Genomic DNA, 25660 nt, shown 5'->3' on the forward strand with positions numbered 1-25660 from the left:
CGATCTACGCCCAGACGGCCGCCTACGGCCACTTCGGCCGCGAACTGCCCGACTTCACCTGGGAACGCACCGACCGCGCCGACGCGCTGAGGCGCCACGCCTCCGAGTCCCGCTGACCGAAAGGTGCCGGAACGATGCCCACCGGGAACAGGAACGGGGCGTGCAGGCCGCCCGTACCGCGACGGGAGGTGCCGGCGGCCGGCCGGCGTTCGTTCTCCTTCGAGTTCTTCCCGCCCAGGACCGGGCAGGGTGAGCGTGCTCTGTGGGAGGTGATCCGCCGGGTCGAGGCGTTCGCGCCGTCCTTCGTCTCGGTGACCTACGGTGCGGGCGGGGCGTCGCGGGACCGGACGGTGGAGGTGACCCGGCGGATCGCCGCGGAGACCACGCTGCGGCCGGTGGCGCACCTGACCGCCGTCGGCCACTCCGCGGCCGAGCTGCGGCACATCATCGGCCGGTACGCCGATGCGGGGGTGCGGGACGTCCTGGCCCTGCGCGGTGACCCGCCCGGTGATCCCAACGGTGCGTGGATCCCGCATCCGCAGGGCTTCACCCACGCCCACCAGCTGGTCTCGCTGGTCAAGGAGATGGGCGACTTCGGGGTCGGGGTGGCCGCCTTCCCCGAGAAGCATCCGCGTTCGCCGGACTGGGAGAGCGACATCCGGCACTTCGTGGCCAAGTGCCGCGCCGGCGCCGACTACGCCATCACCCAGATGTTCTTCCACGTCGAGGACTACCTGCGGCTGCGGGACGCGGTGGCCGCCGCCGGCTGCGACGTCCCCATCATTCCGGAGATCATGCCCGCCACCGACGTGCGGCAGATCGCCCGCTTCGCCGAACTGTCGGGCGCGGCCTTCCCCGAGGACCTGGCCCACCGGCTGGAGGCGGCCCGCGACCGGCCCGCCGACGGCCACCGCGTCGGGGTGGAGTACGCCACCGCCATGGCCGAGCGGCTGCTGGCCGAGGGCGCCCCCGGGCTGCACTACATCACCCTGAACAAGTCCACGGCGACGATCGAGATCCACCAGAACATCCTGGGCACCCCGACCGCCCCGGACCCGAGGAGACCCCATGTCCTCGCAGCCGACCGCTGACATCCAGCCGACACCGAGGTAGGACGCCGTGCGCACAGCCGTCACCGGATCCATAGCGACAGACCACCTGGCCACCTTTCCCGGCCGGTTCTCCGACCAGCTGATCGACGGACAACTCGATCACGTGTCGCTCTCCTTCCTCGTCGAGGACCTGGAAGTACGGCGCGGGGGAGTGGCGGCCAACATCGCCTTCGGCCTGGGGGTGCTCGGGCTCACCCCGGTTCTCGTCGGCGCCGTCGGCACCGACTTCGGCGAGTACGAGGTGTGGCTGAAAGAACACGGCGTCGACACCCGGCACGTGCGCGTGTCGAACAGCCGGCAGACCGCGCGCTTCATGTGCACGACCGACTCGCAGCAGAATCAGATCGCTTCCTTCTACTCCGGTGCCATGGCCGAAGCCGGCCTCATCGACCTTGCACGACTCTTCGAGGACGACGGCTCGCCCGATCTGGTGCTGGTGGCCCCCAACGATCCGGCGGCGATGGTGCGGCACACCCGCCAGTGCCGGGAGCTCGGCATCCCCTTCGCGGCCGACCCCTCCCAGCAGCTCGCCCGCCTCGACGGCGGTGAGGTGCGGGAACTGGTGGACGGGGCGCGCTGGCTGTTCACCAACGAGTACGAGGCCGCCCTGCTCATGGAACGCACCGGCTGGGGCCCGCGGGAGGTGCCGGCCCGCGTCGGCACCTGGATCACCACCTGCGGGGCGGAGGGAGTCCGGATCGTCTCGGACGGTACGGGGACGCAGGCCTTCCCCGCCGTCCCCGCGGTGCGCGCGGTCGATCCGACGGGGGTGGGAGACGCGTTCCGGTCCGGTTTCCTCGCCGCGTGCGGTTGGGACATGCCGATGCACGCGGCCGTCGCCCTGGGCTGCGCCATGGCCACGACCGCCCTGGAGGCGGTGGGCCCGCAGCAGTACACGGTGTCGCCGTCGGCGCTCCTGGCCCGTATCTCGGCCGCCTACGGTGCCTCGGTCGCATCCTTGCTCGCCCCGAACCTGGACCGGCTGCCGTGACCCCGGGACGTCGCGGACGGCGGCGCCGGAGCCGCCGGGCATCGACATGATCGGGCCGGACTGCGCCGCGGGCCCGGCGGAGGCGAGCGAGCACCTGCGCCGCCCGGGCCGGAACGCCCGGGTGCCGATCCCGTGCCTGCCCAGCGCCGGGCTGCCGGAGCCGACCGCCGGGGGCGCCCGCCATCCCCTCACCCCCGGGGAGCTCGCCGGGGCGCAGGAGGGCCTCGCCGCCGAGTACGGGCCGCCGCCGGTGGGAGGCTGCCGCGTGACCACGCCGGAGCATCCGCCGGCACTGGTGGAGCGGGGCGGAGGGGCGGCCCCGGCCGCGCGGGATCCGCGCCCGGAGGCGGGAGCGGCGCCGCTGTACCAGGCGGTGCCGTCCCGGCAGGGCACGGCCGCGGTCGGGGGCGCCTTTGCCCTCCACCACCCCGACGCCACGTACTTCGACACGCGCTGAGAGAGCCACCATGCCGGTCGGCCAAGGGAGCGGAGCCGCCGCGGAGCGGGCCGCCCGGAGCACGGTCCTGCGGGATCTGGCGGCGGAAGGGGTGTCCGTCTGGCTCGACGACGTGGCCCGCGACGAGTTCACCGACGGCTCGCTGAAGCCCTGGGTCGGCCGGGGAGTCGCAACGGGACTCGACCTCTCCTCGGCGGCCATGCTCGGGCAACTCGCGGGACACCACGAGCACTCGTACCGCAACCAGATCGACATGCTTGCGCGGTGGCGTGTGGCGCCGCCCGACATCGTCCGCTCGCTGCACGCGCACGACGCCCGTCTGGCGTGCGACCTGCTGGCACCGGTCCACACCGCGGCTCGCGGCCTCGACGGCTGGGTCTGCCTGGAACTGGATCCGCGGACGGCCCACGACAGCGCCTCGGCCATGGCCGAGGCGCGTGCGCTCTCCCTCTCCGTACGGCGTCCGAACCTCCTGCTGAAGGTGCCGGCCACGCCCTCGGGCCTGGCGGTGGTGAGCGAGTGCGTGAGCGAGGGGATCAGCGTGAACGCCACCCTCGTCCACTCGCCGGAGCAGTACGCCGAGGTCCTGGAGGCCTGCTGGGAGGGAATGGAGCGGGCGTGCCGTGCGGGGCGCGCCCCGGTCAGCGGAGTCTGCGTGGCCTCCCTGGAGCCGGCCTCCGTCGAGATCGAGGTGGACGGCAGGGTGGGTGCCGCCGACCGGCTGCGGGGCCGTGTGGCACTCGCTCTGGCCCGCAGGGTGTACGAGCTGCACGAGCGGAGCCTGGACACGGACCGGTGGCGCGCCCTGTGGGAGGCCGGTGCGCGGCCGCACCGGCTGGTCTGGGCGTTCTCCGGCACCCGCCGGGGCGGGGAGGACCCGGGCACCGGGGCCACCGGGTACCTGAGCAGGCGGGTCCGTCACGTGGAGGAGATCGTGGCGTGGCGGACGGCGCATGTCCTGTCCCGGGAGGCCGTCGTGGAGGTCGCCCGGCGGGCGAGGCCGTGCGGTGACTCCCTGACGGGGGAGGCGCCGGCTGCCCGCGCGACGCTTGCCGCACTGCGCAGGCGGGGTGTGCGTCTGGAGTGCCTCGCCGGCGAGTTGGGGGCGGTCCAACTGGAACGTCTGGTGAGCGGCCGCGATCGCCTGCTCGACAGGGTGCGGGCGATCACCTCGGGCTCCCGTGGGGCGGGGGAGGGGTAGCGCACGGCGGCGAGGGGGCCTGCGGGCCGGTGGGGACCCCGCCCCCGGGGCGGACCGTGGGGGAGGGGTGCGGGCGCGACGCGGCCCGCGGCCCGCGGTCCCGGATCCGGCCGGAGCCGTCCGCGGCCCCGGCTTCCACCGCGGGCCGCTTCTCCTCGCGGGCGCGCACGGGCCGGATCTGCAGCAGCATGTGCCTGATGGGGTCCTCGCCCTCCATGACCGTCCTGTCGGCGAGGCAGTGCAGTTCGCGGTCGTGGTCCGCGGCGATCCGCTCCAGCCGGTCCGGGTCGCCCCTGTCGCAGAAGTGCAGCAGGGCGACCCCGTCGTCGGTCAGGTGGTCCGTGACCTCGGAGAGGTAACGGCGGTGGGTGCGGTAGCCGGCGTCCACGTAGGCGCGCTCGTGGACGGACCGGTAGGTGTAGTCGGGAGGGGCCTGCACGTAGTTCGAGCTCCAGAAGATCCACTCGAAGCGGGCCCCCTGCGGAAGACCGGAGAACAGGTCGCTTCGGACCGCCGTGACGCGGTCCGCGACACCGTGTCGCAGCGCGTTGACCCGGGTGTTCTCCACGGCGTGCGGATTGATGTCCGCCGCGACCACGGAGGGGCATCCGGCGCGGGCGGCCTGGACCGCGATGACCCCGGTGCCGCAGCCGATCTCCAGCATGGAGGACGGGGGCCTGCTCCGTGCCGGGTCCGTCAGGCCCAGGAACTCCGCGGCGACCCTCGTGGAAGGGGAGTAGAGGGGGGCGAAGACCTGGTCGAACAGGTCCCAGCGGTGGCCGAGCAGGGAGAACTCGCGGGGGCGGTCGGCTCGGGTGAGGGACCTCCGGCTCCGCTCGATCGACTTGAGGTGGCTGCGTATGTCCGGCATCGAACCTCCTGTGAGGGGGTCGGCGTCGTACGGGGCGGGCAGGCTCGGTGGCCGCCCGCCAACCTTGCCGAGCACTGTCGTGTTCGGGAAGGTGACCCAGTGACAGGACTTGGCTTCCCGATGGTGGCCTGGGAACCGTTCGTGAGGTGATTCCGCAGTCGGAGGGAGAAATCGACGCGAGCGCGGGCATGAGTGTTCGGGGGGCCGGCAGGCCGGCCACCGCGGAGCGCTGACTATGACACGGGCAGGGCGGAGGCGGCGTGGAACGGGTTCAGCGGTCGGGATTCGGTGGTGGGGCCCCGTCGGGGACCTCGGCGGTGCTCACCCTTCTGGAGCTCCTGGCGGCGGAGGCACCGCAGGCCCGCATAGAGGAGGCGGTGCGTGACGCCCGGCTGAGCGGCGGGTTCGACGCCGAGGAAGTCCCCCTTCTGGCACGCGCGGGGGATCTGGCCCTCCACGTGCACTCCTTGTTCGAGAGGCGGCAGCAGCGTGAGGCGGAGTTGGCTGCGCTGGTCGACGCCGCGCGCGACCTGGCCCTCCCCCACGACCTGGACGAGCTGCTGAGGATCGTCACGCGCCGCACGCGAACCCTGTTTGGCATGGACATGTCTTACATTAGCTTCCGGGACGGGACGACCGGCGACAGCTACGTGCGCACGGCCGACGGACATGCCTCCGCCCTCACGGTCGGCTACCGGGTACCCCATGATGCCGGTCTGGGCGACGCCTCCGCCAGGAAGGGCGTCCCCATCTGGACCCCCGACTACCTGGCCGACGACAGCGTCCGCCGCTCGCCCGTCCTGGACGAGATCGTGCGGGCGGAGGGGCTGCGCGCCATCATCGCCGCGCCCCTGACCTCCGGTGCCGACACCTTCGGCGTGCTGTACGCGGCGGATCGCAACGTGCGGCACTTCAGCGTGGGCGACGTGTCGTTGATGAGCTCCCTCGGCGGCCTCGCGGCCGTGGCCATAGAGAAGGCGCGCATCCTCGAGCGCAGGAACTCGGACGTGGCCGAGCTGTCCGGATTCCGCCACTTCGGCGAGCTGTACGGCCACCTCGTCGAACGGGTCCTGGAGGGCGGTGACCTCGGGGAGCTGACGGCCGAGGTGGCCGAAGCGTTCGAGGGGGCCGCGCTGGTGCTGGACGTGGAGCGCAGACCGCTCTCCGCCTGCGGTCGGATACCGCCGTTCGACGGGAACGACCTGAACGCCGCGGCCCGGACCGCCTACCAGCGGAACGAACCCGTCCCTCTCCCGCGGGGGAACGGGACCTGGGTGGCTCCGGTGCGGGCGGGGAGCGAGGAACTCGCCGTACTCCTGCTGAACCCACGGGAGGGGTTGGACGGGACCGGCGTGAAACGGCTGCGCACAGCCGCCCAGGCCATGGCCGTCCTCCTGCGCATACAGCACGGCGACGAGGAGGCGGCGGGCCCGCTGCGCGACGAGCTGTTCGAGGACCTGCTGTCGGTCCCGAGAAGGCCCCTGAAACAGCTCACCGCCCGGGCGGGCAGACTGGGCATCCTGCCCGACAGGGAATTCGTGGTCGCCGTCATCCGTCCCGAAGGCGGTACGGCGGGGCGCGCCGCCAGCTGGGCCGCGTCGTACGCGCGGCGCACGGGAGGGCTCAGAAGCGTCCAGGGCGGCCGTATCGCACTGCTGCTGCCCCTTCCGCCCGGACAAGGCGACGAAGGGACCGACCGGGGGCAGGCCGCGGGAGCCTGGGCGCGGCGGGTGGCCGACGAGCTGACCTCGGCCCTGGGACATCCCGTCACCGTGGGTGCCGGCGGCCCGGTCCACGGCCTGGAAGGCGTCCGCAAGGCGTACCAGGAGGCCATGCGCTGCCTGGAGGCGCTCGTCGCACTCGACAGCACCGGCGCCTCCGCCTCGGTCGAGGAACTGGGCTTCCTGGGCGTCCTGCTCTCCGACGACAACGACACGGGCACCTTCGTGCGGGCCACCATAGGGCCCGTGCTCGACTACGACGCGCAGCGGCTGACCGAGCTGACCAGGACGCTGGACATGTACTTCTCGGCCGGCGGCAGCCCCACCCGTGCGGCGGAACTGCTGCACGTGCACCCCAACACGGTCTCCCGGCGCCTGGAACGGGTGTCGGAACTCCTCGGCCGGGACTGGTCCAAGCCGGAACGGGCGCTCGAGGTGCAGTTAGCACTCCGCCTCCACCGCACGCACCACATACTGCGCAGGCGGCGCGACGACTAGCGCGTGCCTCTTTGACCGGTTGGCCAGTTGACCGGATGTGTCCGTCCGAACAGCGATCACTGATGCGATGCGGGACCGGATCGAGCCGCTGGTGCCGGCCGCTGCCCACCGGCGGCGGCGCTTCCATGCCGTCTGCCGGGGACCGGACGCCTCGCGGAACAGGTCCCTCCAGCCGGTGCCGGTGCGGCAGCGGCAGACGACCCCTTCGATGGTGCGGCGGTGGCAGGCGAACGGCCGCCCTGCCTTCCCGGCGCTGCGGGAAGGCAGGGCACCAGGCGTACCCGCTGCTCGTCGGTCGGCAGGCGCATGCGTCCGCTCGCGGTCACCGAGGCCGGTAGGCGGTGGCCAGCACGGAGACGGTGACCTGATCGGGCAGGCGGCCGTCGTCGTTCGGGTCCGCACGGCTCACGTGGCGTGCGCTCGGCGTCATCGCCACCAGATCCAGGGCATCCCGCTCGGCCAGTGACGCGGAGTACTCCACCTGTTCGGTGACGACGGCCTCGAAGAAGGGGTCGAGCGCCCGGTGCAGGCGCTGCTCCTTGGCCGGGTCGATCGTGACCATGGCCGGTACCCGGCCGCGCAGCTCGGCCAGGTGCCGACCGGTGGGTCGGACCACGACCAGCCGGCCGGTCGGGCGCAGCACGCGGTGGAACTCGGCCGGGTTGCGCGGTGCGAACACGTCCAGCACGACATCGGCCGTCCCGCCGGCCAGCGGGAAGGGGCGGAAGACGTCCCAGGCCACCGCGGCGGCTCGATCGTGGGCACGGGCCGCCGAGCGCAAGGCACGCACCGATGTGTCCAGCCCCAGACCACGGGCGCCGGGCAGTTGGTCGAGTACGCCGGCCAGGTAGTGGCCCGTGCCGCAGCCCACGTCCACGACCGTGGCCCGCTCGGACGCGGCATCGGCCGCCAGACGGGCCGCGGCTTCGCGGATGGGCGCGTAGGTGCCGGTGGACAGGAAGCGGTCCCGGGCCCGGACCATGGCCGCGTCGTCGCCGCTGGTGGCGCGGGTGCCCGGGAGCAGACTGGCGTAGCCGTGGCGGGCGATGTCGAAGGTGTGGCCCACCGCGCAACGCAGCGCGCCGAGGCCGGAGTTCAGGCGGCGCGTGCGGCACGTCGGACAGCGCAGCAGGTCGAGAGACAGTTCGAGGGCAGGGGGAAACGGCACGGGCACGAAGCACTCCTGGAACGAAGGGAAGAGACCGTGCCTGCACGCGCGCTCAGAACCTCACTGCCTCGGGAAGGAGCGGCAGCGTCGGGAACATGATTCACGCAGCGGGCACACCGGGGAGGGCGACGCCGTCCGGCATCGCCCTCGGCGTCTTCCGATCACAGGAAGCAGTGCGGGGTGCTCGTGAATGCCACGCCACGAGTCTACGGGCACCGGCGAAGCTCACGCCTCCGCGCCCCACAGGAGGGGGAGGCGCGGCTTCGGGCCCGTCGTGGGAACAGCCCTCGTCCCTGAGGGCGCTCGTGGACGCACGGTCGCCGGGGAAGCAACGGCGGGCCCGTGGGAACCGCCACAGCTCTTCGAGTCCGACCGGGATGCCGGTGTGCAGGAGGCGATCCCTGACGACCTCGAACACCTCAAGGAGCCGGGAGTCTGGGACCGCCGTGAAGGCGCTGCCCACAACCGCTCGTCGAGGCTGCGGCCGGCACGGCCGCCTTGGATCCGCGTCCTCGCAGGTGAACTCGGCGGCGAGGCCGCCCTCGACCGGACCGGGGCGCTCGGATCGCCTCCGGGACCGGCCCGGACTGCGGGATGCCCCCCGCTGCCCGGCTCTGAGCGGCACAGCCAGAGGCTCCCGGCCCTGTTCGATGCCCCGCGGCGGCAACGGCTCCGGACGCACCCGCCGGCTGTCCGTCAGGTCACCACGCCCCGCAGGACCTGGTCGCTCACGGCCGGGACCCACTTCCGCGGCAGGCCCCGGCCTTCGTGCGGGGCACGGGCGGCAGGGGGCGAGGGCCGGACCCCGTTCACGCGGAGACTTCCGCGCAGCGGTGTGCCGGGTGCCCGTGGCGAGGCACCGCTCCCGTGGCGTTCAGTGTGCTGATCGCGTAGGCGCACGATGCCAGGGTCATGTGCCGGTGCCAGCCCCGCAGCGACCGGCCCTCGAAGTCGCGCAGTCCGACGTCCGCCCCTTTGGTGCGCCAGCCCTCGGCGGAGCGGTGGGGCAGACGGGTGAGCCGCAGCAGCGACGCCGGGGTGGCCGAGCGCATGTTGGTCAGCCACACCTCCGAGGGCGGACGGTGCGGCTCGCGCCACACGCCGAAGGCCAGCACGGACTCGGAGGCCGGTCCGCAGCCGGACAGCCGCACCCGGGCCGTCGCCGTACCCGTACTGCGGCGGTGCCGGTCCGCAGCAGGGGCCAAGCCCAGCCGGCGGGCGGTGTCGAGGACCTTCCGCACCGGCACGGGGCGCCGCCGCCCACCGGCCAGCGCCGGATGACCGGGGACCGCGGGGACCCGCCCACTGACCCGCACCGCCAGGGGCGGCCCCCCGAGCAGGTGCCGTGAGGCCAGCAGACCCTCCTCCGGCAGCCCCCGCGCGTCGACCAGGACCGGGAGGGAGGGATCCCCCCACGACCGCGCCTCGCCCAGCAGCCCGCAGACGTCCTCGTCCGCGCCACCGGGCCTGCGGCCCTCCCGCCACCGGTCCGACAGGAGCAGGCGCCAGCTGACGGGCGCGGCCAAGTGCTCGGAGGCCAGCCACAGACCGTAGGCCTGCTGCCCGTTCACCACCTGGTGCGCGTCGACCGGGAAGTGCCTCCCGACTCCGACGCTGTGCCGGCCCGCCTTGGGGATGGAAACCGGTCCGATGGTCCACGCGCGGCTGCGGACTGCGCTCCCCAGGTAGCGGATCAGAGTTCTGCGCAGGGGGTCCCACTCCCAGTGCGCGTTGCTGACGAAGTGGTGCAGACGCTGCGCGTCACCCGGGACACCCATGGCCGCGGCGATGTTGGCGATCGACTTGCGCCCCTCGGCGGCGAGCAGCCCGTCGACGTACTGACGCGCCCGCACGCGCTGGTCGTAACGCCGGAACTCGGCGAACAGGGCGACACACAGATCCGTGGTGATGTCTGCCATGGCACAACAGACTTCCCGCGGTCCGGAACCCGTGGCCAGGTGTGACGGTCACACCACTCTCCGGGTGGGCCGGTGGCCCCACCACCGCGCCCGGCGCCTCCCCCGGGGCGGTTCCACGGCCGGGGCGGGCCGTGGCGGTGACCGGGTCACCACCACGGCCCTGCCCCTCACCCGGTCGTGGTGAGGAAGGCGAGCAGCTCGGCCAGGAGCAGGGCGGGCGCGTCCAGGGGAACGAGGTGGCCGGCGCCGGGGATGAGGCGCAGCCGCGCACCGGGGATGAGGGTCGCCAGTTCATGGGCGCGCGCGACGGGGATCCAGGTGTCCTGTTCACCCCAGCACACGGTGACGGGAACGGTGATCTCGGGGTACAGCCCCTGGATCTCGTCGGTGAAGCGCTGGTCGGCCTGGGCGATCTGGCGGTAGAACGCCGCCTGCCCCGTCTCGTCGGACCAGGGGGAGAGGAGGGCGTCGGCCGTGTCGGGGCGCAGTCCCTTGTGACTCGCCGAGGCGATGTACTCCCGCACCAGCGCACGGTGCAGCGGCGGCGGGAGTTGTTCGAAGACCTCGGTGTTCTCCCCGACGAGGCGGAAGAAGGGGGAGCCCCACGGGGCGAGCGCGACGGGGTCGACCAGCGCCAGCCTGCGGTACTCCGCCTTGTGCAGGAGGTGGGCGCGCAGGGACACGCATCCGCCGAAGTCGTGTGCGATCACCGAGGGGTCGGACAGCCCCCAGTGTTCCAGGAGCCCGCTGAACACCTCTCCCTGCGCCGCGAGCGACACGTCCTGGCCGTCGAACTTCTCGGACGCTCCGTAGCCGGGCATGTCCCACACGAACACCTGGTGATGCCGGGCCGCCAGCGCATGGGCGATCTCCTGCCACACGTAGGAGGAGAACGGAGTACCGTGCATCAGGACCACCGGTTCCCCGTCCTGCGGTCCCAGCCGGTCCCAGCGGACGGTCCCGGAGGGGCTGTCGTAAGTCCGATGCAAGCGCCAGGTCTCCAAGGCGGCCTTCCTTTTCTGAGTGTGCGTTCGACTGCGGCGTACACGCCCCGGACCGGTGCCGCGTACACGAGGGACAGCTTCTCAACCAGCAACCGGAACGCCGGGTACCGATCCGGGCGAGCCGCCGTGAAGGACACGGCGCGCGGCGCTCCCGCGCGGCTGGGGCGACCGCCCCCGGCGCCCCGCGGGCGCGCCACCGCGCCCGTCGGCGAGAGGCCCTTCGGGCAGCGAGGGGGCCGGGCCACGGGATGCGGGGCGACTCTACGTGATGTGACGGCGGCGCCCCGCGCCAGGGTTCCGGGGCCGCGCCGGCTCTGCGGAGGGCCGGGGCGGGCCGTGCCGGGTCCCGTGGGGGCCCCGACGCCAGGGCTGCGGTCCCGGTGGCGGAAGAACCACCGGCACCATCGCTCGGCCCGTCGGAAAGGCGCCGGGAACCGCCCTTTCGAACACGGAGCGGACCGGACCAGGAGCGCGGCGACGGCTGCAGCACCCAGGACCGAGCCGGTCCGCCGGCCGCCCGCTGCCGGCGAGTCCCCGGATCAGGGCACCGGTCGCGGGCCGGAAGCCGGTCAGCCGACCGCCCAGCAGACCCCGGTGACACCGAGGCCGCTCAGGCGTTGCGCCGTGATGCGTGCGCGCCCGGCCCCGGCAGCCGGCTGCCGGGGCCGGACCGGTGGCCGGACGGCTCAGCGGACCTCTTGGATGCGGACCGGATTGCCCGCGGGGTCGCGGAAGGCGCAGTCGCGGATGCCGTACGGCTGCTCGGCCCGCTCCGACTCGCTTGCGGCGTCATCCGCCTGCGCCGACTCCGAACCCCATGGTGAGGCAACCGGCCGGTGCCGGTTGCCGTTCCGGTGTTCCTCACCCCTCGTCACCTCCCAGGCGGCCACGGGTCGCAGCCGCGCTCCCCGGGACGGGAGCGGACCCCAAGACGCCGTTCCCGGGGCGGTGATGACCGCGGACGGCGGCCGCCGCATGAGATGCGGCAGAACGCGTTCCGCAGCCTGACAGAGTCTTGTCACGGCAAAAGATGCCGCCCTATCCTCACGGAGAGAAAGCGCTTTCCCGGTTCTCGAGAACCGTTTGGCTGGAGGCGGCCACCTCAGCACCTGTTGCGACCTCGGTTTTGAGTCGCCGCCGACTCGGTGCGAGGGCTCCACCCAGATGTCAACGCGCCATGCAAGGAAAGGGCGTACTCCGCCACACGACACACCGCGCCGTCGATCGCGGTGCCGGCTGTGACGGCTTCCGGCACCAGGCGGCCGGTTGCGCCACCGGCTCCGGCGTCCGCCGCGTGCGGGGTGGCGCCACCATCGGCGCGGCCCGGCGGCACGGGTCGGCGAAACGGGCGGGAGCACGGCCACGGTGACCTCGTGGCCGGCACTGACGACCCGAGGTCCGGGCCGCGGTGGAAGGCAGGCACGACCCGCACCGGGGGAGCACCCTCCTCCAGGCCGCCGTCGGCCTGCCCGGTGACGGGCCGACGGCCCGCCGGCACCGGCACCGCCGCGGCGTGCGGCAACAGATCCGGCATTCCAGGACGAAAGGCGAGACGAGGATGAGACGACCAGTCGCACTGCGACTTCACGCGGCGCTGGCCACGGCGGCCCTTGCGGTCGCGACCGGCGTGGTCCTGTCGATGCCCGAGGCATCGGCGGTGACCAGCAGCGCCACCGGCTACGCGACCCAGAACGGTGGGACCACCGGCGGTGCGGGCGGGCGGACGGTGCGGGCCACCACGGGAACCGAGATCCACGCGGCCCTGTGCAACCGGGCCGAAAGCAGCACCCCGGTCATCATCGAGGTCGAGGGGACCATCAACCACGGCAACACCGGCAAGGTGTCGGGCGACAGCTGCAGCACGGCCGCCGGCGTGATCGAGCTCAAGCAGATCAGCAACGTCACGATCGTCGGGGTCGGCAGGGGTGCCGTCTTCGACCAGGTGGGCATCCACATCCGCGAGTCCAGCAACATCATCATCCAGAACGTGACCGTCCGGAACGTCAAGAAGTCGGGTTCGCCCACCTCCAACGGCGGCGACGCCATCGGCATGGAGAGCGACGTCCGCAACGTCTGGGTCGACCACGTCACCCTGGAGGCGTCGGGCGGGGAGTCGGAGGGGTTCGACGGCCTCTTCGACATGAAGGACAACACCCAGTACGTGACCCTGTCCTACAGCATCCTGCGCAACTCCGGCCGCGGCGGCCTCGTCGGGTCCAGCGAGAGCGACCGCTCGAACGGTTTCGTGACGTACCACCACAACCTGTACGAGAACATCGACTCCCGTACGCCTCTGCTGCGCGGCGGCATCGGCCACATGTACAACAACCACTACGTGAGCATCAACGACTCCGGCATCAACTCCCGGGCCGGAGCCCGCGCCAAGGTGGACAACAACTACTTCGAGGACTCCAAGGACGTCCTGGGCACCTTCTACACCGACGAGGCCGGCTACTGGCAGGTCAGCGGCAACATCTACGACAACGTGACCTGGTCCGCCCCCGGCGGCGACACCAACCCCGCCGGTCCCGACCCGCGGTCCAACACCACTGTCGGCATCCCCTACTCCTACCGCCTCGACGACGCCGGATGCGTGCCGGGCATCGTGAGCCAGACCGCGGGCGCCGGCAAGGGACTGCGGGTGTCGGACGGCAACTGCTCACCGCAGACGCCGACGCCGACGCCCACCACCCCCGCACCGGACCCCACGACCCCCGCGCCGGACCCCACCACTCCCGCGCCGACGCCGACCGAGCCCAGCGGGACCAACCTGAGCATCGGAGCCGGCTCCGACGGCTCCAGCAAGGCCGACGGGACGAGCTACGGCAACGTCCGGGACGGTGACATGACCACCTACTGGTCGCCGGCCGGGTCGACCGGCTCCGTTTCGATCAAGTGGGGCTCCGCCACCGCAGTCTCCGCGATCGCCATTCGGGAGGCGTCGGGCTCCGCGGGCACCATCGGTTCCTGGAGGGTCGTCAACGCCGACACCGGCGCCGTCCTGGCCTCCGGCAGCGGAGCGGGCGTCATCACCTTCCCCCAGACCACGCTGCGCAAGATCACTTTCCAGATCACCAGCTCGGCCGGCACCCCGAAGGTCGCCGAGTTCGAGACCTACGCCGGGTAGCGACGCGGTCGCGCCGTCCGTCCGGGCCCGGTCCTCCCGGGCCCGCCGGGCGGCGCACCGGTGACCGCCCGGCGCAGTCCCCGGGGCGTACCGCGGCGCGGGTGCGGCGGCCGTGCCCGTTCGGGGGCGAGACGACGTGGGGCATGACCTCCGGAAGCCTCACCGCTGTCAGAGCCGGGGTGTTGACTGCTCCCCATGACCGTCTTCCGTGACTTCAACTTCAAGCTGCTGGTCGTCGAGAAGCTCATGTACTGGGACGAGACGCTCACCCCGGCGTTCAGCCTGGAGGAGCACCTGCGAACGACGAAGGGGTTCACCGGGGACCTCCAACTCCACGCCTTCGACAACGGCCTGGCGTTCACGGTCTTCGACGAGGCCCGCGACTTCTTCGAGCGGCTCGAGATCGGCGGCGAACTGCTGGCGACGGTGGACACCCTGACGCTCGACGGCGGCCACCAGGTGTACATGGAGTGCGCCCCGGTCTGGGACGGCGAGGACGACCTGTTCGACGTCCGCTCGCTCGACGACCTCGACCTGCTGCCCAACCTCAGACTCATCGACGGCGGGGCCACCGACATGCTCGACGTCCCGGGCAAGCACGAGATCGCCGCGGCCCGGGGCATCACCCTCACCTGAGCGGCCGTCGCGGCGGACCCCCTCGGCACTACGGGCGCGTCGCCGCCCCGTGGTGAGCGGAGCGGTGCCGCTCAGCCTGGTGCGGAGCCGGGGGCGGCGGCGCGCCGGCGGGACTCCGTGATGTGGATGCCGATGTACCGGGCGAGGATCAGAGGGTCCTGGGCGCTGCCGGCCAGGAAGGTGACGCGGCGGAGCAGGCGGACGTCGTCGAGCGCGATGCCCTCACGGGCCAGGACGAAGACGAGGGCGAGGAAGGCGGACCGGGCGTTGCCGTCGTCGAAGGGGTGGAAGAAGCAGACGTCGAGACAGGCGCGCGCGGCGCGGGCGGTCAGGGGGAGGGGCTGCCCGCCGCCCGGTGCGCTCTCGGCCAGGCAGGCATCGAGGCGGGCACGGGTGTCCGGGCCGATGCCGTAGCGCTCCCGGCCCCCTTTGGCGAAGGCGGGCGAGTTGCGGAACGGCGGCGGCTGCGAGGCGCCCAGGACGTGCTGCTGCCATCTGCGGAGCAGCGCGAAGTCGAGCGGGGCGCCGCGCGCCGCGTCGGCCCGCAGCAGCTCCACAGCGGTGAGCAGGCCCTCGGCGCGGGCCGGGTCGATGGCGCCGTCGAAGGCCCGGATGTCCTCCGCCGCGCCGTCGCGGGACGGGGCCACCGGTCCGTCCGCGCCGCTGTCCGGTGCCTCGTGCCAGGGCACGGACTCGCGCACCGCGAGCCAGTGCCGCAGGTGGTCCCGGGCCGGCTCGGCACGGCGCGTGCCGCTCCCCGGCCGCAGCGACAGCGCGAGCCGCTCCGCCACGTCGTCGACCAGCACCGTGCCGGGACCGGTCCAGCTCCGGAACCGTCCGCCGATGGCCTCGTCGACCAGGCCCTGCGCGACACCGGGGGCGGCTCCCCAGCGGCCGAGGAACCAGGTGAGCACCTGACGGCAGTGCCCGTACCAGCCGCTGCCGCAGCCGGTGCGGTCGACCACCTGCAGGATCAGGTTCCGGGCAGCGCGCTCCCACAGGATCCGCTGGTCCTCGACGCCGGCGAGTTCCAGCGGATACGCCTCGAACCACCGGGCGAGGCTCTCGAGCCACCCGCGCCACTCGCACAGCGCCGCGACGACACGGGCGAGCGTCTCCGTCGGAGTGGTGATCGAATCCCGTGGGCAGCACCAGCTCCCGACCGGCCCGCCGTCGAAGTCCCCCTCGTCGTGCGCCCAGCGCCAGCCCACGGCCCAGCGGCCGTAGCGCTGGAGGAGGGCGTGCGACATGGCGTGGGCCCAGAGTTCGGCCTCGCCGCGGCTCCAGGCGATCAGCACCGGATCGGAGGCGGGGAGGTCGGGGCGGCGAGGCACACACCGGGCCGGCCCGAGCGAGTGCACCGCCTCCGCCGCCGACGCGGCGTCGAACGGATGACGGGCGGGGTCCACCTCGTCCCAGCGCAGGGAGCCGGGGGCCAGGTCGGGGATCACCGCGCAAGCCTGCCACGCCCTCCGGCCCCCGTTCGAATGAGTTTCCCGTCGACGGTGCGGAGGTGCGCCTGCCGTGGTGACCGCCGGGACGCCCGGCACCCGGCGCTCCGTGAGCGGGGCGAGGGGAGCGGACAGCCCGCGGGAACCGCACCCCGGAGAGGCGGACGCCGGCCGCGGGCGTGCTGCCACGCCGGCGGGTGTGGTCGCTGCCGAAACGCGGGACCGCCTGATCGTGACGGGGCTGCCGGGAGCCGGGAAGCCGACGGTGACCAGGCTCGTCGCCGAGTGCCTGCCACGCTCTGCCCGGCTCGACGGCGACTCCGTCGACAGGCCGGTCCTCAGCGGGGGGGGGCGGGCCCCCGGCGAGCCCGCCGACGAGGCGGCGCGGCAGGTGGAGCCGTGCAACCGCAGTCCCCGCGCGCCGGCGAACAGCTTCTCCGACGCGGGCCTCCCACCCGCGACCGACCGGGTGATCCCCGGCCGTGATCGAGGTGTGCCGGTACCGCAACACCGTCCGCGGTCCGCGGGAGCGCTTCGACCTCGACGGCTGCGAGGGCCTCGGTGCCGGCGTGAGGCGCGAGCCGGGCGGGGCCGGCTGGTGGTTCGACCCCGCGGACCTCACCCCCGAGGACCCGCCGACCGCATCGCCCGGGAGGTCCACCACCGCGCCCCGGCAAACGGACCGCGGACCCGGCGACCCGGTGCGGGGCACGCCGGCTTCACAGGCCTCGGCCTCGGCCCGGCACCGGCCGCCGGAGCGCGCCGATCGCGAACGTGCCGGAAGTCCGCTGCGGCTCGCGCACCGCCGCATTCGATCCCCTCGCCGAGGACTCCCGCTGCCCCGGGGGCCTCCCCGTGTCCGGGAACGCGCGCTCGGAGCGCGGGGCGGAGGGGGAGGGGTTCGGTCCCCGACGGCAGGCCCTACGATGGGCGCATGATCCGCAGCACCCACGCGCCGAGCCGTCCGGCCGGGCGCGGTCTGGTGCTGCTGGTGATGGCGGTGCTGACCGGTGTGCTGGGCATGCACGCCCTGGCCCCGGGCGGAGCGCTCCCCCCGTCTGCCGAGACCCGCCACGCCATGGCGACGGACCGGCCGGCCGACGCGCACCAGGCGGCCGACGCGTACCGGGCGGACGAGGGCTGCCCGCCCGCGGACGGCGGATCGGGCCACCCCGACCACGCGGACGAGACCTGCGCGGCGGCCGGGACCGGATCGGCCTACACGCCTCCCGCGCTGACCGGTGCGGTGGCGGACACGTCCGCTGCTGTCCCGGCGGTGCCGGCCGCGGTGTCGGCCGGGAGCGGCCGGGCGCCGCCCGACCTCTCCGAGCTGCAACTTCTGCGGATATAGAGCGGCCCGCACGGCACCCCGCCCGGTTGTCCCCGGTGCTCGGTGCCGCGCTTCGCACGCCCTCGTCCCATGGACACCCGCGCGCCCGTCGTGGCCGCGCGCGTGAAGGAGTTGCACCACCATGAACAGCAAGCGTTCCCGCATCCGCCGTGCCGCCGCCGTGACGGCCGCGGCAGCGACCGCGCTCGTCCTGGCCGCCTGCGGCACGGCCGACGACGGACCGGCCGGACACGGCGGCCACACCGCGACGTCCCCGTCCGCCCCGGCGGCGGCCTCCCAGGGCCGGCACAACGCTGCCGACGTCGCCTTCGCCAAGGGCATGATCCCCCACCACCGCCAGGCCGTTCGGATGGCCGGCCTCGCGCCCGGCCGGGCCGGGTCGGCGGAGGTGAGGGAACTCGCCGAGGACATCCGGAAGGCCCAGGGGCCGGAGATCGGCACACTGTCCGGCTGGCTGACCTCCTGGGGCGAGGAGGTGCCCGCCGAAGGTGCCGCGGACCACTCCGCGCACGGCGCGGACGGCATGATGACGGCCGGGCAGATGGACGCACTCGAGGACTCCTCGGGCGCGGCGTTCGACACCGCCTTCCTGGAGATGATGATCGAGCACCACGAGGGTGCCGTGGCGATGGCCAGGACCGAGCGGGCCGACGGCGCGTACGGGCCCGCCAAGAAGATGGCGGACGCGATCATCGCCTCCCAGACCGCCGAGATCGCCCGGATGAACAAGCTGCTCGGCAGGGACTGACCGGGCCACCGGCAGGGGCGGGTGCCGACGGCGCCCGCCCCTGCCCCGGCACGCCCGCTCGCCGTCCGTTCCGCCCGGCGGCTCGGGCCGGCGCGTGATCGCCCCCACCCGCGCGTTCCGGCGCCGCGGCCGCGCCGCGCGCCCTCCGGGGCCGCGCCGTGCACCTCGCCGCCCGCACCGGCACCGGCGGCCCCCCGGACGCGGGTGCCGGAACCGCGCTGTCCGCACGGCTTTTGGGCGTCGGCCCGGCCGGCACCGCCGTCCACGGCGCCGGCCACCCCTGGCGAAATACCCCCAGGGGGTATATGGTTTCCGAGTGTGGGGCCTGGGAACAGGCCACACCGAACGGGAATGGGGAGGAAGGTCATGGACCACAGCACTCACCACACCGGCACCACGCACGACCGCGCCCCCCGTGAAGGACACCACGATCACGCCCGCCACGCCGGACCCGCCCCCGGGGCGTCCTGGTCGACGGCTGCCAAGGCGACGCTGCACTGCCTGACCGGCTGCGCCGTCGGCGAGATCCTCGGCATGGCCATCGGCACCGCCCTGCTGTGGGACAACGTGCCCACCATGGCCCTGGCGGTCACGCTCGCGTTCCTCTTCGGCTACTCGTTCACGCTCTTCGCGGTCCGCCGGGCCGGCCTGGACTTCACGAGCGCGATCAAGGTGGCGCTGGCCGCCGACACCGTCTCGATCGCCGTGATGGAACTGGTCGACAACGCCATCATCGCCCTCACCCCCGGCGCGATGGACGCCCATCTGTCGGACGGGCTGTTCTGGTCGGCCCTGCTGGGCGGCTTCGCCGTCGCGTTCCTGGTCACCACGCCCGTGAACAAGTGGATGATCGGCCGCGGCAAGGGCCACGCGGTCGTCCACGCCTACCACTGAGACGGGGCCGCCCCCGCCCGGAGCGCACCGCGCCGACGAGGCGGCTGCGGCCGCCGCCCGGGGGCGCCCGCCGCGGGCGGCCCTTCACGGTGCCGGGAGGGGCCGGCCGGTCCCGGCGGGAAAGCGCTCCCGGACGCCGCCGATAGGCTACGCACATGACCAGGAAGACGCCCACCCTCGAGGACGTCGCCCGGGAGGCGGGCGTCTCCCGGGCGACGGTCTCCCGGGTGGTCAACGGCATCCGCAACGTGGACTCCGCGATCCAGGCCGTCGTGCGGGACGCGATCCGGCGCACCGGCTACACCCCGAACCGGGCGGCGCGGTCGCTGGTGACCCGGCGCGCCGAGACCATAGCCCTGGTGGTCTCCGGTGCAGGCGACGACTCCGAGAGCGAGCAGAACGCGTTCGCCGCCCGGATGCTCGCCGACCCCTTCTTCGGCCGGGTCGTCAGCGGTGTCGTCGGTTTCCTGCGCCCGCGCTCGATGTACCCGGTGCTGATGTTCGCCGAGACGGAGGCCGCCCGGCAGCAGGTCGTGGCGTACCTCCGCCAGGGAAGCGCGGACGGCGCGCTGGTCTTCTCCACGCACGCCGAGGATCCGCTGCCGGTGCTGCTGGCCGCCGAGGGCCTGCCCTGCGCCCTGTTCGCGCGGCCGGTCCCGCCGGCGCCCGTCACCTACGTCGACGTGGCGCACCGGGACGGCGCGCGGTTGGCGGCCGAGCACCTGCTCGCGCGCGGCTGCCGGCGCGTGGCCACCATCACCGGACCGCTCGACCTGCCCGCGGCCCAGGACCGGCTGGCCGGCTTCCGCGACACGCTGGCCCGCCACGGCCGCCCCTGCGTCCCGATGGCCGAGGGCGGGTTCACCGCCGACACCGGCAGGACCGCGATGGCGCGGCTGCTGGCCGAGCACCCCGATGTGGACGGGGTGTTCGCGGCCAACGACCTGATGGCCCAGGGCGCGTGCGAGGCCCTGCGGGAGGCCGGACGGCGCATTCCGGACGACGTGGCGGTGATCGGCTTCGACGACTCCGCGCCGGCCGCCGCCTGCCGTCCGCCGCTGACCACGGTGCGGCAGCCGATGGAGGAGATGGCGGCCACGATGGCGCGGCTCCTGCAGGAGCAGATCGAGGGGGAGCTGACCGAGCCGACGTCGGTGATCTTCGACGCGGAACTGGTGGTCCGGGCCTCGGCCTAGCCGCCCGTTCCGCGGCTAGGCCGAGGCCCGGGCCGGAGTCAGCCGTAGACGCCGAACTCGTGAAGCGAGTAGCCCCATCCGGTGCCCCGGGCGGTCAGGTGCAGACGCACATGGCGCGCGGTCTCCGACACGTCGACGGTGTCGATGTCACCGTTGCCGGCGGTGGTGGAGTACACGCGGCGCCAGGTGGTGCCGTCGTCGGAGACCTGCACCTCGTAGGCCCTGGCGTAGGCCGGGTCCCAGTACAGTTGCAGCCGCCGGATGGTGGTCCGCGCGCCGAGGTCCACCCGGATCCACTGCGGGTCGCTCCACTGGCTGGCCCAGCGGGTGTCGGCCCTGCCGTCCGTCGCCTTGGCGGGTGTGCACGGGCAGTCCCCGTACTCGGCCTGGTGGGAGGAGGCGGTGGTCGGTTTGCCCAGCGCGAGGTTGGTGCCCTCCACAGGCGGTGGGACGACCTTGACCGACCTCGCCTCGATGCCCGCGTTGCCGCGCCCGTCCTCGGCCTGGACGTAGACCTTCCACACCCCCGGCCGCTCGGGGGCGGTGACGGTGAAGGCGCCGCCGCCGGTGGCGTGCCACTCGGCCTCCACCAGGCCCTTGTCGCCGGTGGCGTAGTTGCCGCTGAGCAGGATCCGGTACGTGATCGGGTCGCCGTCCGGGTCGCGGACGTCGGCGCGGACGGTGAACCCGCCGCCGGCCGGGGCGGACGACGCCGGCGAGACGGACATGCCCGTGATCACGGGCGGGGTGTTGTCCCCGGCCGTGGAACCGGTGTAGGCCTCCTTCACGGCGTAGTACGACAGCCTCCTGTGACCGCCGGGCAGCAGATTGAACCAGACGCCGCCGAAGTCGTACTCGGTGCCGTAGTGGAAGAGCGTCGCGCCGAGCGCCACGCCGCGGTGGCCGGTGACGCAGTTCCACGCCTCGGTGTAGCCCTCGGCCTTCTGCACGTCGGTGGGCTCGTCGGGCACGCCGTTGGCGTCGTCGGGGACCTCCCACTCACCGGCTGGACCGGTCTCGGTGATGATGTACGGCTTGGTGTAGCCGCCCTTCTCCCAATCCTCCCGCACGCCGCAGATGTCGCCGTAGGCGTTCATCGAGTACAGGTCGAGGTCGGGGGCGTTGCGCTGGTAGTACGGCCAGGCTCCGGTCCACGCGTCGGTGGAGGTGACGGGGTGGTCGGGGTCGATGGCGTGGATGGCCCCGGCGACGTCGTTGACGAAGGAGGTGTAGGCGTCGCGCTGCCGCTCCAGCTCCTCGCCGCCGTAGCAGTTCTGCAGGCCCAGCACCGACTCGTTGCCGACGTTCCACATCAAGGTGGCGGGGTGGTCCTTGTAGGCGTCGACCCACCGGGTGAACTCGGCGAGCATGTCGTTCTTGTACGCGGTGTCGGTCAGGTAGTTCACGCAGCCGCCGCTGCCGGGCCCGCCGCCGGGCTGGAGCCAGAAACCGTTGATCACGCGGATGCCGTGCTGCGCGGCGGTGTCGAGCAGCGGTTTCGTCGAGCCGTCGGTACCCCAGGTGCGGATGGTGTTGGCGCCCATCGACCTCACGTCGGGCATGTGGCGCGGGGCGTCGGCGACGGACGGCCCCCAGGTCAGCCCCTTGACCGTGTACGGCTGGCCGTCCACGGTGAGCTGCCAGTCCCTCTGGGCGCCGGTCACCTCGACGGTGCCGCCGGCCGCGGCGCCGCCGTCCCCGTAGACCTGGAACTCCCACAGCGAGTAGCCGTAGCCGGTGGCGCGGTCCGTGCCGAGCATGCGGACGTAGCGGCCCGCACCCGAGACGGCGAGGTCGTCGGTGCCGCCGTCGCCGTCGGCGACCGTCGTCAGGGTCCTCCAGTCGGTGCCGTCGTCGGAGGCCTGGATCAGGTAGGCCCTGCCGTGGGCCGCCTCCCAGACGAGCACCACGCGGCTGAGGTCCGCCCGCTTGCCGAGATCGACCTGGATCCACTGCGGGTCGCTCCACTGGCTGGCCCAGCGAGTGCCGGTGAGGTCGCCGTCGACGGCCGCGGAGGCCGCGTGGTCCGCGCTTTCCCGGGAGGAGGCGGTGGCGGTCTTGCCCTGTGACAGCAGGGCCTCGGCGGCCTCGGCCCGCGGCGCCGTCACGACCGCGAGGGACGAGGCCGACAGGGCGAGGAGGGCGAGGAGGGCGAAGAGGGCGAAGAGGGCGGGGAACGGGGGTCTGGTGCGTGGGCGCGGGAAGGCGGCCGCGCGGGATCTGTCCACATTCTCTCCTGGCGGTGGGGGGCGGCTCCTGGAGCCGACGTGGAGAGCGCTCTCCAAGGAGCGTCGCGTGTGGTCGCGCACCTGTCAATGTCGCAGGAGCGACTTCTCCGGGCGGCCGGACGGCCCCGCCGCGGCACAGACGTGCGCCGGTTCCGGTGCGGCGGCGGCCGGACGGCACCGGTACCGGGTGCCGTGCCGCGGGCCCGGCGCTCCGGCGGGGGAGGGCCGGGCCCGCGGTGGGGACGGCGCGTACGCCGTGGCCGTCCGGCCGCGGCCTTCTCCCGGCGTCCCGGGAGTGCCGCCGGGACGCCGGGGAGGAGCGCGGACGAGCCGGAGGGACCGGCCGTCAGGGGTAGGACACCACCACCGAGGGGATGGTGTCGGAGCCGTGCGGGGCCGTGGACGCACCGGTGTCGTTGATGACGTGGCTGTAGTGGCCCATGCCGCCGAGCGACACCACGAGCAGGTGGTGGAACCTGACGCCGGGCTTGACCGGCGCCTTGAAGCCGTGGTCCTGCACGATGGTGGGATCGACGTTGTAGTTGCAGTAGCTGCCCATGGCCCAGCCCTCGTGCCGGTCGACGGAGTCGTCGACGCGGTAGGCGGCGTAGCCCCTGGTGTCGCCGTTGCGGATCGCGGCCTGGTCGGGCGCGTCGTACGCCTTCTCGTTCTGGAAGAAGATCGTGCGTCCGTCCTCGCCGTACCACTCCACGTCGTACTTGTTGAAGTGCTCGACGAACAGGCCGGTGGCCAGGACGTCGTCGCCGTGGACGCGGACGCCGTAGTCGGCCCGGTTGGTCTCCCAGCCCACGCCGTCGCCGTGGTCGGCGCGCCAGACCCAGGTGTGGTCGATGATCACGTCGTCGCTGTGGACGGCCATGCTGGTGGTGGCCTTGCCCGGACCGGCGCCGCCGATGCGGATGTACACGTCCTGGACGGTGGTCGGGTTCGCGGAGTGGTCCGCCGACGCGCCCCGCGGACCGATCTCCAGCAGGGTGGGGGAGTTGACGGGGCCGGCGTCGATGAGGAAGCCGGCCAGCCGCACCCCGTCCACGTCGGCGACGCGCATCGCGGTCACGCCGTCGTCGGGGATGATCGTGGCCAGGCCCAGGCCCAGCACGACGGTGTCGGCGCGGTCGATCTCGATGGTCCGGTCGACGCGGTAGACGCCGGGGGTGAACAGCAGGTGCAGGCCCTGGTCGAGGGCGGCGTTGATGGTCGCGGCCGTCGCCCCGGGCTTGACCACGTAGAAGTGGTCCAGCGGCAGCGAGCGGCCCTGCGGGGTGCCGTCCCAGGAGACGCCGCGGGCGTTCGTGCGCTTGGCGGGGACGAACACCTTGTAGGCGTCGCCGTCGAGGTGGAGGAAGGGCTTCTCGCGGGAGATCGGGGTGGTCTCCAGCGTGGTGTAGGGCGGCTTGGGGAAGCTCTGGGCGGGCGCGCCCTCCACCCCGGAGAACGCCATGTTCCACACGCCGTTGGTCCAGCCGCCGATGGAACTGTCGCGGGTGTACCACTGCTGCTGGGAGTACGGGCCCACGGTGCCGTCGATCCTGCTGTCGGCGATGTAGCCGCCGCTGGCCCAGCCGTAGCCGGTGGGCGCCAGGTTCAGGCCACCCTTGACGTGCATGCGGCGGAAGGACGCGGCCTGCGAGACCGCCCACCGGTTGGTGCCGTTGACCGGGTTGAGGGTCAGGTTCTCCGCGGCGCGCCAGAAGTTCTGGGTGGCGTTGCCGTTGAACCAGCCGGCGTCCACGGTCACGTCGCCGTTGAAGGTGGTGTCGCCGGGCTTCAGGCCGAGACCGGCGATCTGCGTGTAGAAGCCGATCCGGGCGTTGATGTTGCCGTAGGTGCCCGGCTTGAACAGCAGGGCGTGGCGGCCGGTACCGAACTGCGCCGACTCCTGCTGCCGGAAGATCTCGTCCAGCTTCCCCTGGATGTTCGGGGTGGAGGGGGTGAAGACGTGCACGTTGGGGCCGAGGTCACCGCCGCCGGTGATGGGGCCGCCGGTGTCGCCGGTGGTGCCGTACACCTGGAACTCCCACAGCGAGTAGCCGTAGCCGGTGGCGCGGGCGGTGCCGTACATCCGCACGTACCGGGCGGTGCCGGAGACCTCCATGGTCTCGGTGCCGCCGGCGCCGACGGTGGTGGAGTGGGCGGTCGTCCAGTCGGTGCCGTCGGCCGAGAGCTCGATCCGGTACGCCGTGGCGTGCGCGGCCTCCCAGTGCAGGACGATGCGGCTGACGTTCGCGGACGTGCCCAGGTCCACCCGGATCCACTGCGGGTCGGAGAAGGCGCTCGACCAGCGGGTACCGCTGTTCCCGTCGACGGCGTGGGCGGCCGGGGTGCCGCCGTTCTCCTGGCTGGAGGCCGTCACCGTCTTGCCCTGGGACAGCAGTACGGGGGCGGCCTGGGCGGAGGTGCCGGGGACGAACGCCAGCAGGGCGGCGACCAGGGCGGCGACGACCAGGCCGACCGTCCCCCGCCGGTGGGACGGTGATGGTCTGGGGGGCGTCGGGGGGCCGGTGGGGGGAACAGGCATGAGGGGGTCTCCTGGATTGGCGGGGGAGAGCTGGAGAGCGCTCTCCGAGCAGCAGATGGTTTCCTGCCGATGTCGGACCGGTCAAGAGGCGCGAGGTGCCTTTCCCCCGCCGTGGAGCCGGAATCGGACACCGCGCGGACGGGTCGGCCGGCCCGCGCGAAGGCGTGGCAGCCCGCCGGGGAAGCGGCCGGGAGGACGAGTGCCGAGCGGCGGATCCGCCGGTGGCGGCCGGGCGTTCGGGGGGCCGGGGCAGGGCGCGGTGCTCAGCCCCGGCGCGCCGGCCACCGCCGCCTCCTGACCCCGGTGCCGGCCGGTGCGGACCGCTCCGTCCGGACCGCGGGCGGCTCTGCGCCTTCACCCTCCCGCTGTGCGGACGGGATCACGGAGTGGGACCTGCCCACCGGGGACTTTGCACCTGCTCGCAGCCAGGGCAGGGGGCCCGGCCCGTCCCGGCGCCGAAGTCCCGCCCGGCTTCCCGCAGACCGCCTCGCCGGGAAGACCTCAGCCGGTCCGCGGGAATTCTCCGTGCGCAGGAGCACCGATCCCCG

18 protein-coding genes and 2 pseudogenes are annotated in these 25660 nt (G+C 73.4%); 11 read left to right on the forward strand and 9 right to left on the reverse strand.

Annotated features, from left to right (window positions below):
* The first annotated feature begins 134 nt into the window (after window positions 1–134).
* The 4 genes and pseudogenes from metF to ACFSJS_RS22970 all read left to right on the forward strand — a co-directional run bounded on the left by metF (window position 135) and on the right by ACFSJS_RS22970 (window position 3761).
* Window positions 135–1091 carry a methylenetetrahydrofolate reductase [NAD(P)H] gene (gene metF, locus ACFSJS_RS22955; protein ID WP_380903445.1) on the forward strand — a complete coding sequence of 319 codons (957 nt, stop codon included), beginning with the start codon at window positions 135–137 and terminating at the stop codon, window positions 1089–1091.
* 28 nt (window positions 1092–1119) lie between these two features.
* The gene (locus ACFSJS_RS22960) at window positions 1120–2103 is read left to right on the forward strand and encodes a carbohydrate kinase family protein (RefSeq protein ID WP_380903447.1); all 984 of its coding nucleotides are present in this window, start codon (window positions 1120–1122) and stop codon (window positions 2101–2103) included.
* A gap of 22 nt (window positions 2104–2125) precedes the next feature.
* Window positions 2126–2500 (forward strand): annotated as a pseudogene (locus ACFSJS_RS22965) (homocysteine S-methyltransferase family protein); the annotation flags it as partial.
* 70 nt (window positions 2501–2570) lie between these two features.
* A complete protein-coding gene (locus ACFSJS_RS22970) occupies window positions 2571–3761 on the forward strand; it encodes a transaldolase family protein (RefSeq protein ID WP_380903449.1) in 1191 nt (396 codons plus the stop codon).
* Here the strand turns inward: ACFSJS_RS22970 and ACFSJS_RS22975 are convergent.
* Window positions 3727–4632, reverse strand: coding sequence for a methyltransferase domain-containing protein (locus tag ACFSJS_RS22975; protein ID WP_380903451.1), 906 nt, complete (start codon window positions 4630–4632; stop codon window positions 3727–3729). The genes ACFSJS_RS22970 and ACFSJS_RS22975 overlap by 35 nt on opposite strands.
* A 317-nt stretch (window positions 4633–4949) precedes the next feature.
* Between ACFSJS_RS22975 and ACFSJS_RS22980 the strand changes: the two genes are divergently transcribed.
* Window positions 4950–6851: a helix-turn-helix domain-containing protein gene (locus ACFSJS_RS22980; RefSeq protein ID WP_380903453.1), complete on the forward strand. Its 1902-nt coding sequence runs from the start codon at window positions 4950–4952 to the stop codon at window positions 6849–6851.
* Here ACFSJS_RS22980 and ACFSJS_RS22985 read toward each other — a convergent pair.
* From ACFSJS_RS22985 to ACFSJS_RS23005, 5 genes and pseudogenes are all read right to left on the reverse strand, one after another.
* Window positions 6795–7253 carry a transposase gene (locus ACFSJS_RS22985; protein ID WP_380903455.1) on the reverse strand — a complete coding sequence of 153 codons (459 nt, stop codon included), beginning with the start codon at window positions 7251–7253 and terminating at the stop codon, window positions 6795–6797. The genes ACFSJS_RS22980 and ACFSJS_RS22985 overlap by 57 nt on opposite strands.
* Window positions 7174–8025, reverse strand: a complete 852-nt coding sequence (locus ACFSJS_RS22990) for a methyltransferase (RefSeq protein WP_380903457.1) — start codon at window positions 8023–8025, stop codon at window positions 7174–7176. The genes ACFSJS_RS22985 and ACFSJS_RS22990 overlap by 80 nt, the downstream gene beginning before the upstream one ends.
* An 803-nt stretch (window positions 8026–8828) precedes the next feature.
* Window positions 8829–9938: an IS701 family transposase gene (locus ACFSJS_RS22995; RefSeq protein ID WP_380903459.1), complete on the reverse strand. Its 1110-nt coding sequence runs from the start codon at window positions 9936–9938 to the stop codon at window positions 8829–8831.
* A gap of 167 nt (window positions 9939–10105) precedes the next feature.
* A complete protein-coding gene (locus ACFSJS_RS23000; protein WP_380903461.1) occupies window positions 10106–10942 on the reverse strand; it encodes an alpha/beta fold hydrolase in 837 nt (278 codons plus the stop codon).
* 686 nt (window positions 10943–11628) lie between these two features.
* Window positions 11629–11751, reverse strand: a pseudogene (locus ACFSJS_RS23005) (VOC family protein); the annotation flags it as partial.
* Between the two features lie 749 nt (window positions 11752–12500).
* Between ACFSJS_RS23005 and ACFSJS_RS23010 the strand changes: the two are divergent.
* Window positions 12501–14069 carry a pectate lyase family protein gene (locus ACFSJS_RS23010; protein ID WP_380903463.1) on the forward strand — a complete coding sequence of 523 codons (1569 nt, stop codon included), beginning with the start codon at window positions 12501–12503 and terminating at the stop codon, window positions 14067–14069.
* A gap of 195 nt (window positions 14070–14264) precedes the next feature.
* Window positions 14265–14705: a DUF6892 domain-containing protein gene (locus ACFSJS_RS23015; RefSeq protein WP_380903465.1), complete on the forward strand. Its 441-nt coding sequence runs from the start codon at window positions 14265–14267 to the stop codon at window positions 14703–14705.
* 71 nt (window positions 14706–14776) lie between these two features.
* Here ACFSJS_RS23015 and ACFSJS_RS23020 read toward each other — a convergent pair whose 3' ends face one another.
* Window positions 14777–16156 (reverse strand): Fic family protein, encoded by a 1380-nt coding sequence (locus tag ACFSJS_RS23020; protein WP_380903467.1) that lies wholly within the window; start codon window positions 16154–16156, stop codon window positions 14777–14779.
* Window positions 16157–17090: 934 nt separating this feature from the next.
* Between ACFSJS_RS23020 and ACFSJS_RS23025 the strand changes: the two genes are divergently transcribed.
* The 4 genes from ACFSJS_RS23025 to ACFSJS_RS23040 all read left to right on the forward strand — a co-directional run bounded on the left by ACFSJS_RS23025 (window position 17091) and on the right by ACFSJS_RS23040 (window position 20345).
* Window positions 17091–17507, forward strand: a complete 417-nt coding sequence (locus tag ACFSJS_RS23025) for a DUF6153 family protein (RefSeq protein WP_380903469.1) — start codon at window positions 17091–17093, stop codon at window positions 17505–17507.
* A 121-nt stretch (window positions 17508–17628) separates the two neighbouring features.
* Entirely contained in the window at window positions 17629–18255 is a 627-nt protein-coding gene (locus tag ACFSJS_RS23030; RefSeq protein WP_380903471.1) for a DUF305 domain-containing protein, read from the forward strand.
* Between the two features lie 366 nt (window positions 18256–18621).
* Window positions 18622–19149, forward strand: coding sequence for a DUF4396 domain-containing protein (locus tag ACFSJS_RS23035; RefSeq protein ID WP_380903473.1), 528 nt, complete (start codon window positions 18622–18624; stop codon window positions 19147–19149).
* Window positions 19150–19304: 155 nt separating this feature from the next.
* Window positions 19305–20345, forward strand: coding sequence for a LacI family DNA-binding transcriptional regulator (locus tag ACFSJS_RS23040; protein ID WP_380903475.1), 1041 nt, complete (start codon window positions 19305–19307; stop codon window positions 20343–20345).
* A 38-nt stretch (window positions 20346–20383) separates the two neighbouring features.
* On the opposite strand, the gene ACFSJS_RS23045 is transcribed toward ACFSJS_RS23040, so the two are convergent.
* Both ACFSJS_RS23045 and ACFSJS_RS23050 read right to left on the reverse strand, forming a co-directional pair.
* On the reverse strand, window positions 20384–22477 hold the full coding sequence (locus ACFSJS_RS23045; RefSeq protein WP_465269801.1) for a discoidin domain-containing protein: 2094 nt from the start codon (window positions 22475–22477) through the stop codon (window positions 20384–20386).
* Between the two features lie 442 nt (window positions 22478–22919).
* Window positions 22920–25112 (reverse strand): discoidin domain-containing protein, encoded by a 2193-nt coding sequence (locus ACFSJS_RS23050; protein WP_380903477.1) that lies wholly within the window; start codon window positions 25110–25112, stop codon window positions 22920–22922.
* Window positions 25113–25660 lie beyond the last annotated feature (548 nt).

It is taken from the genome of Streptomyces desertarenae, from assembly GCF_042681365.1.
Taxonomy (GTDB): domain Bacteria; phylum Actinomycetota; class Actinomycetes; order Streptomycetales; family Streptomycetaceae; genus Streptomyces; species Streptomyces desertarenae.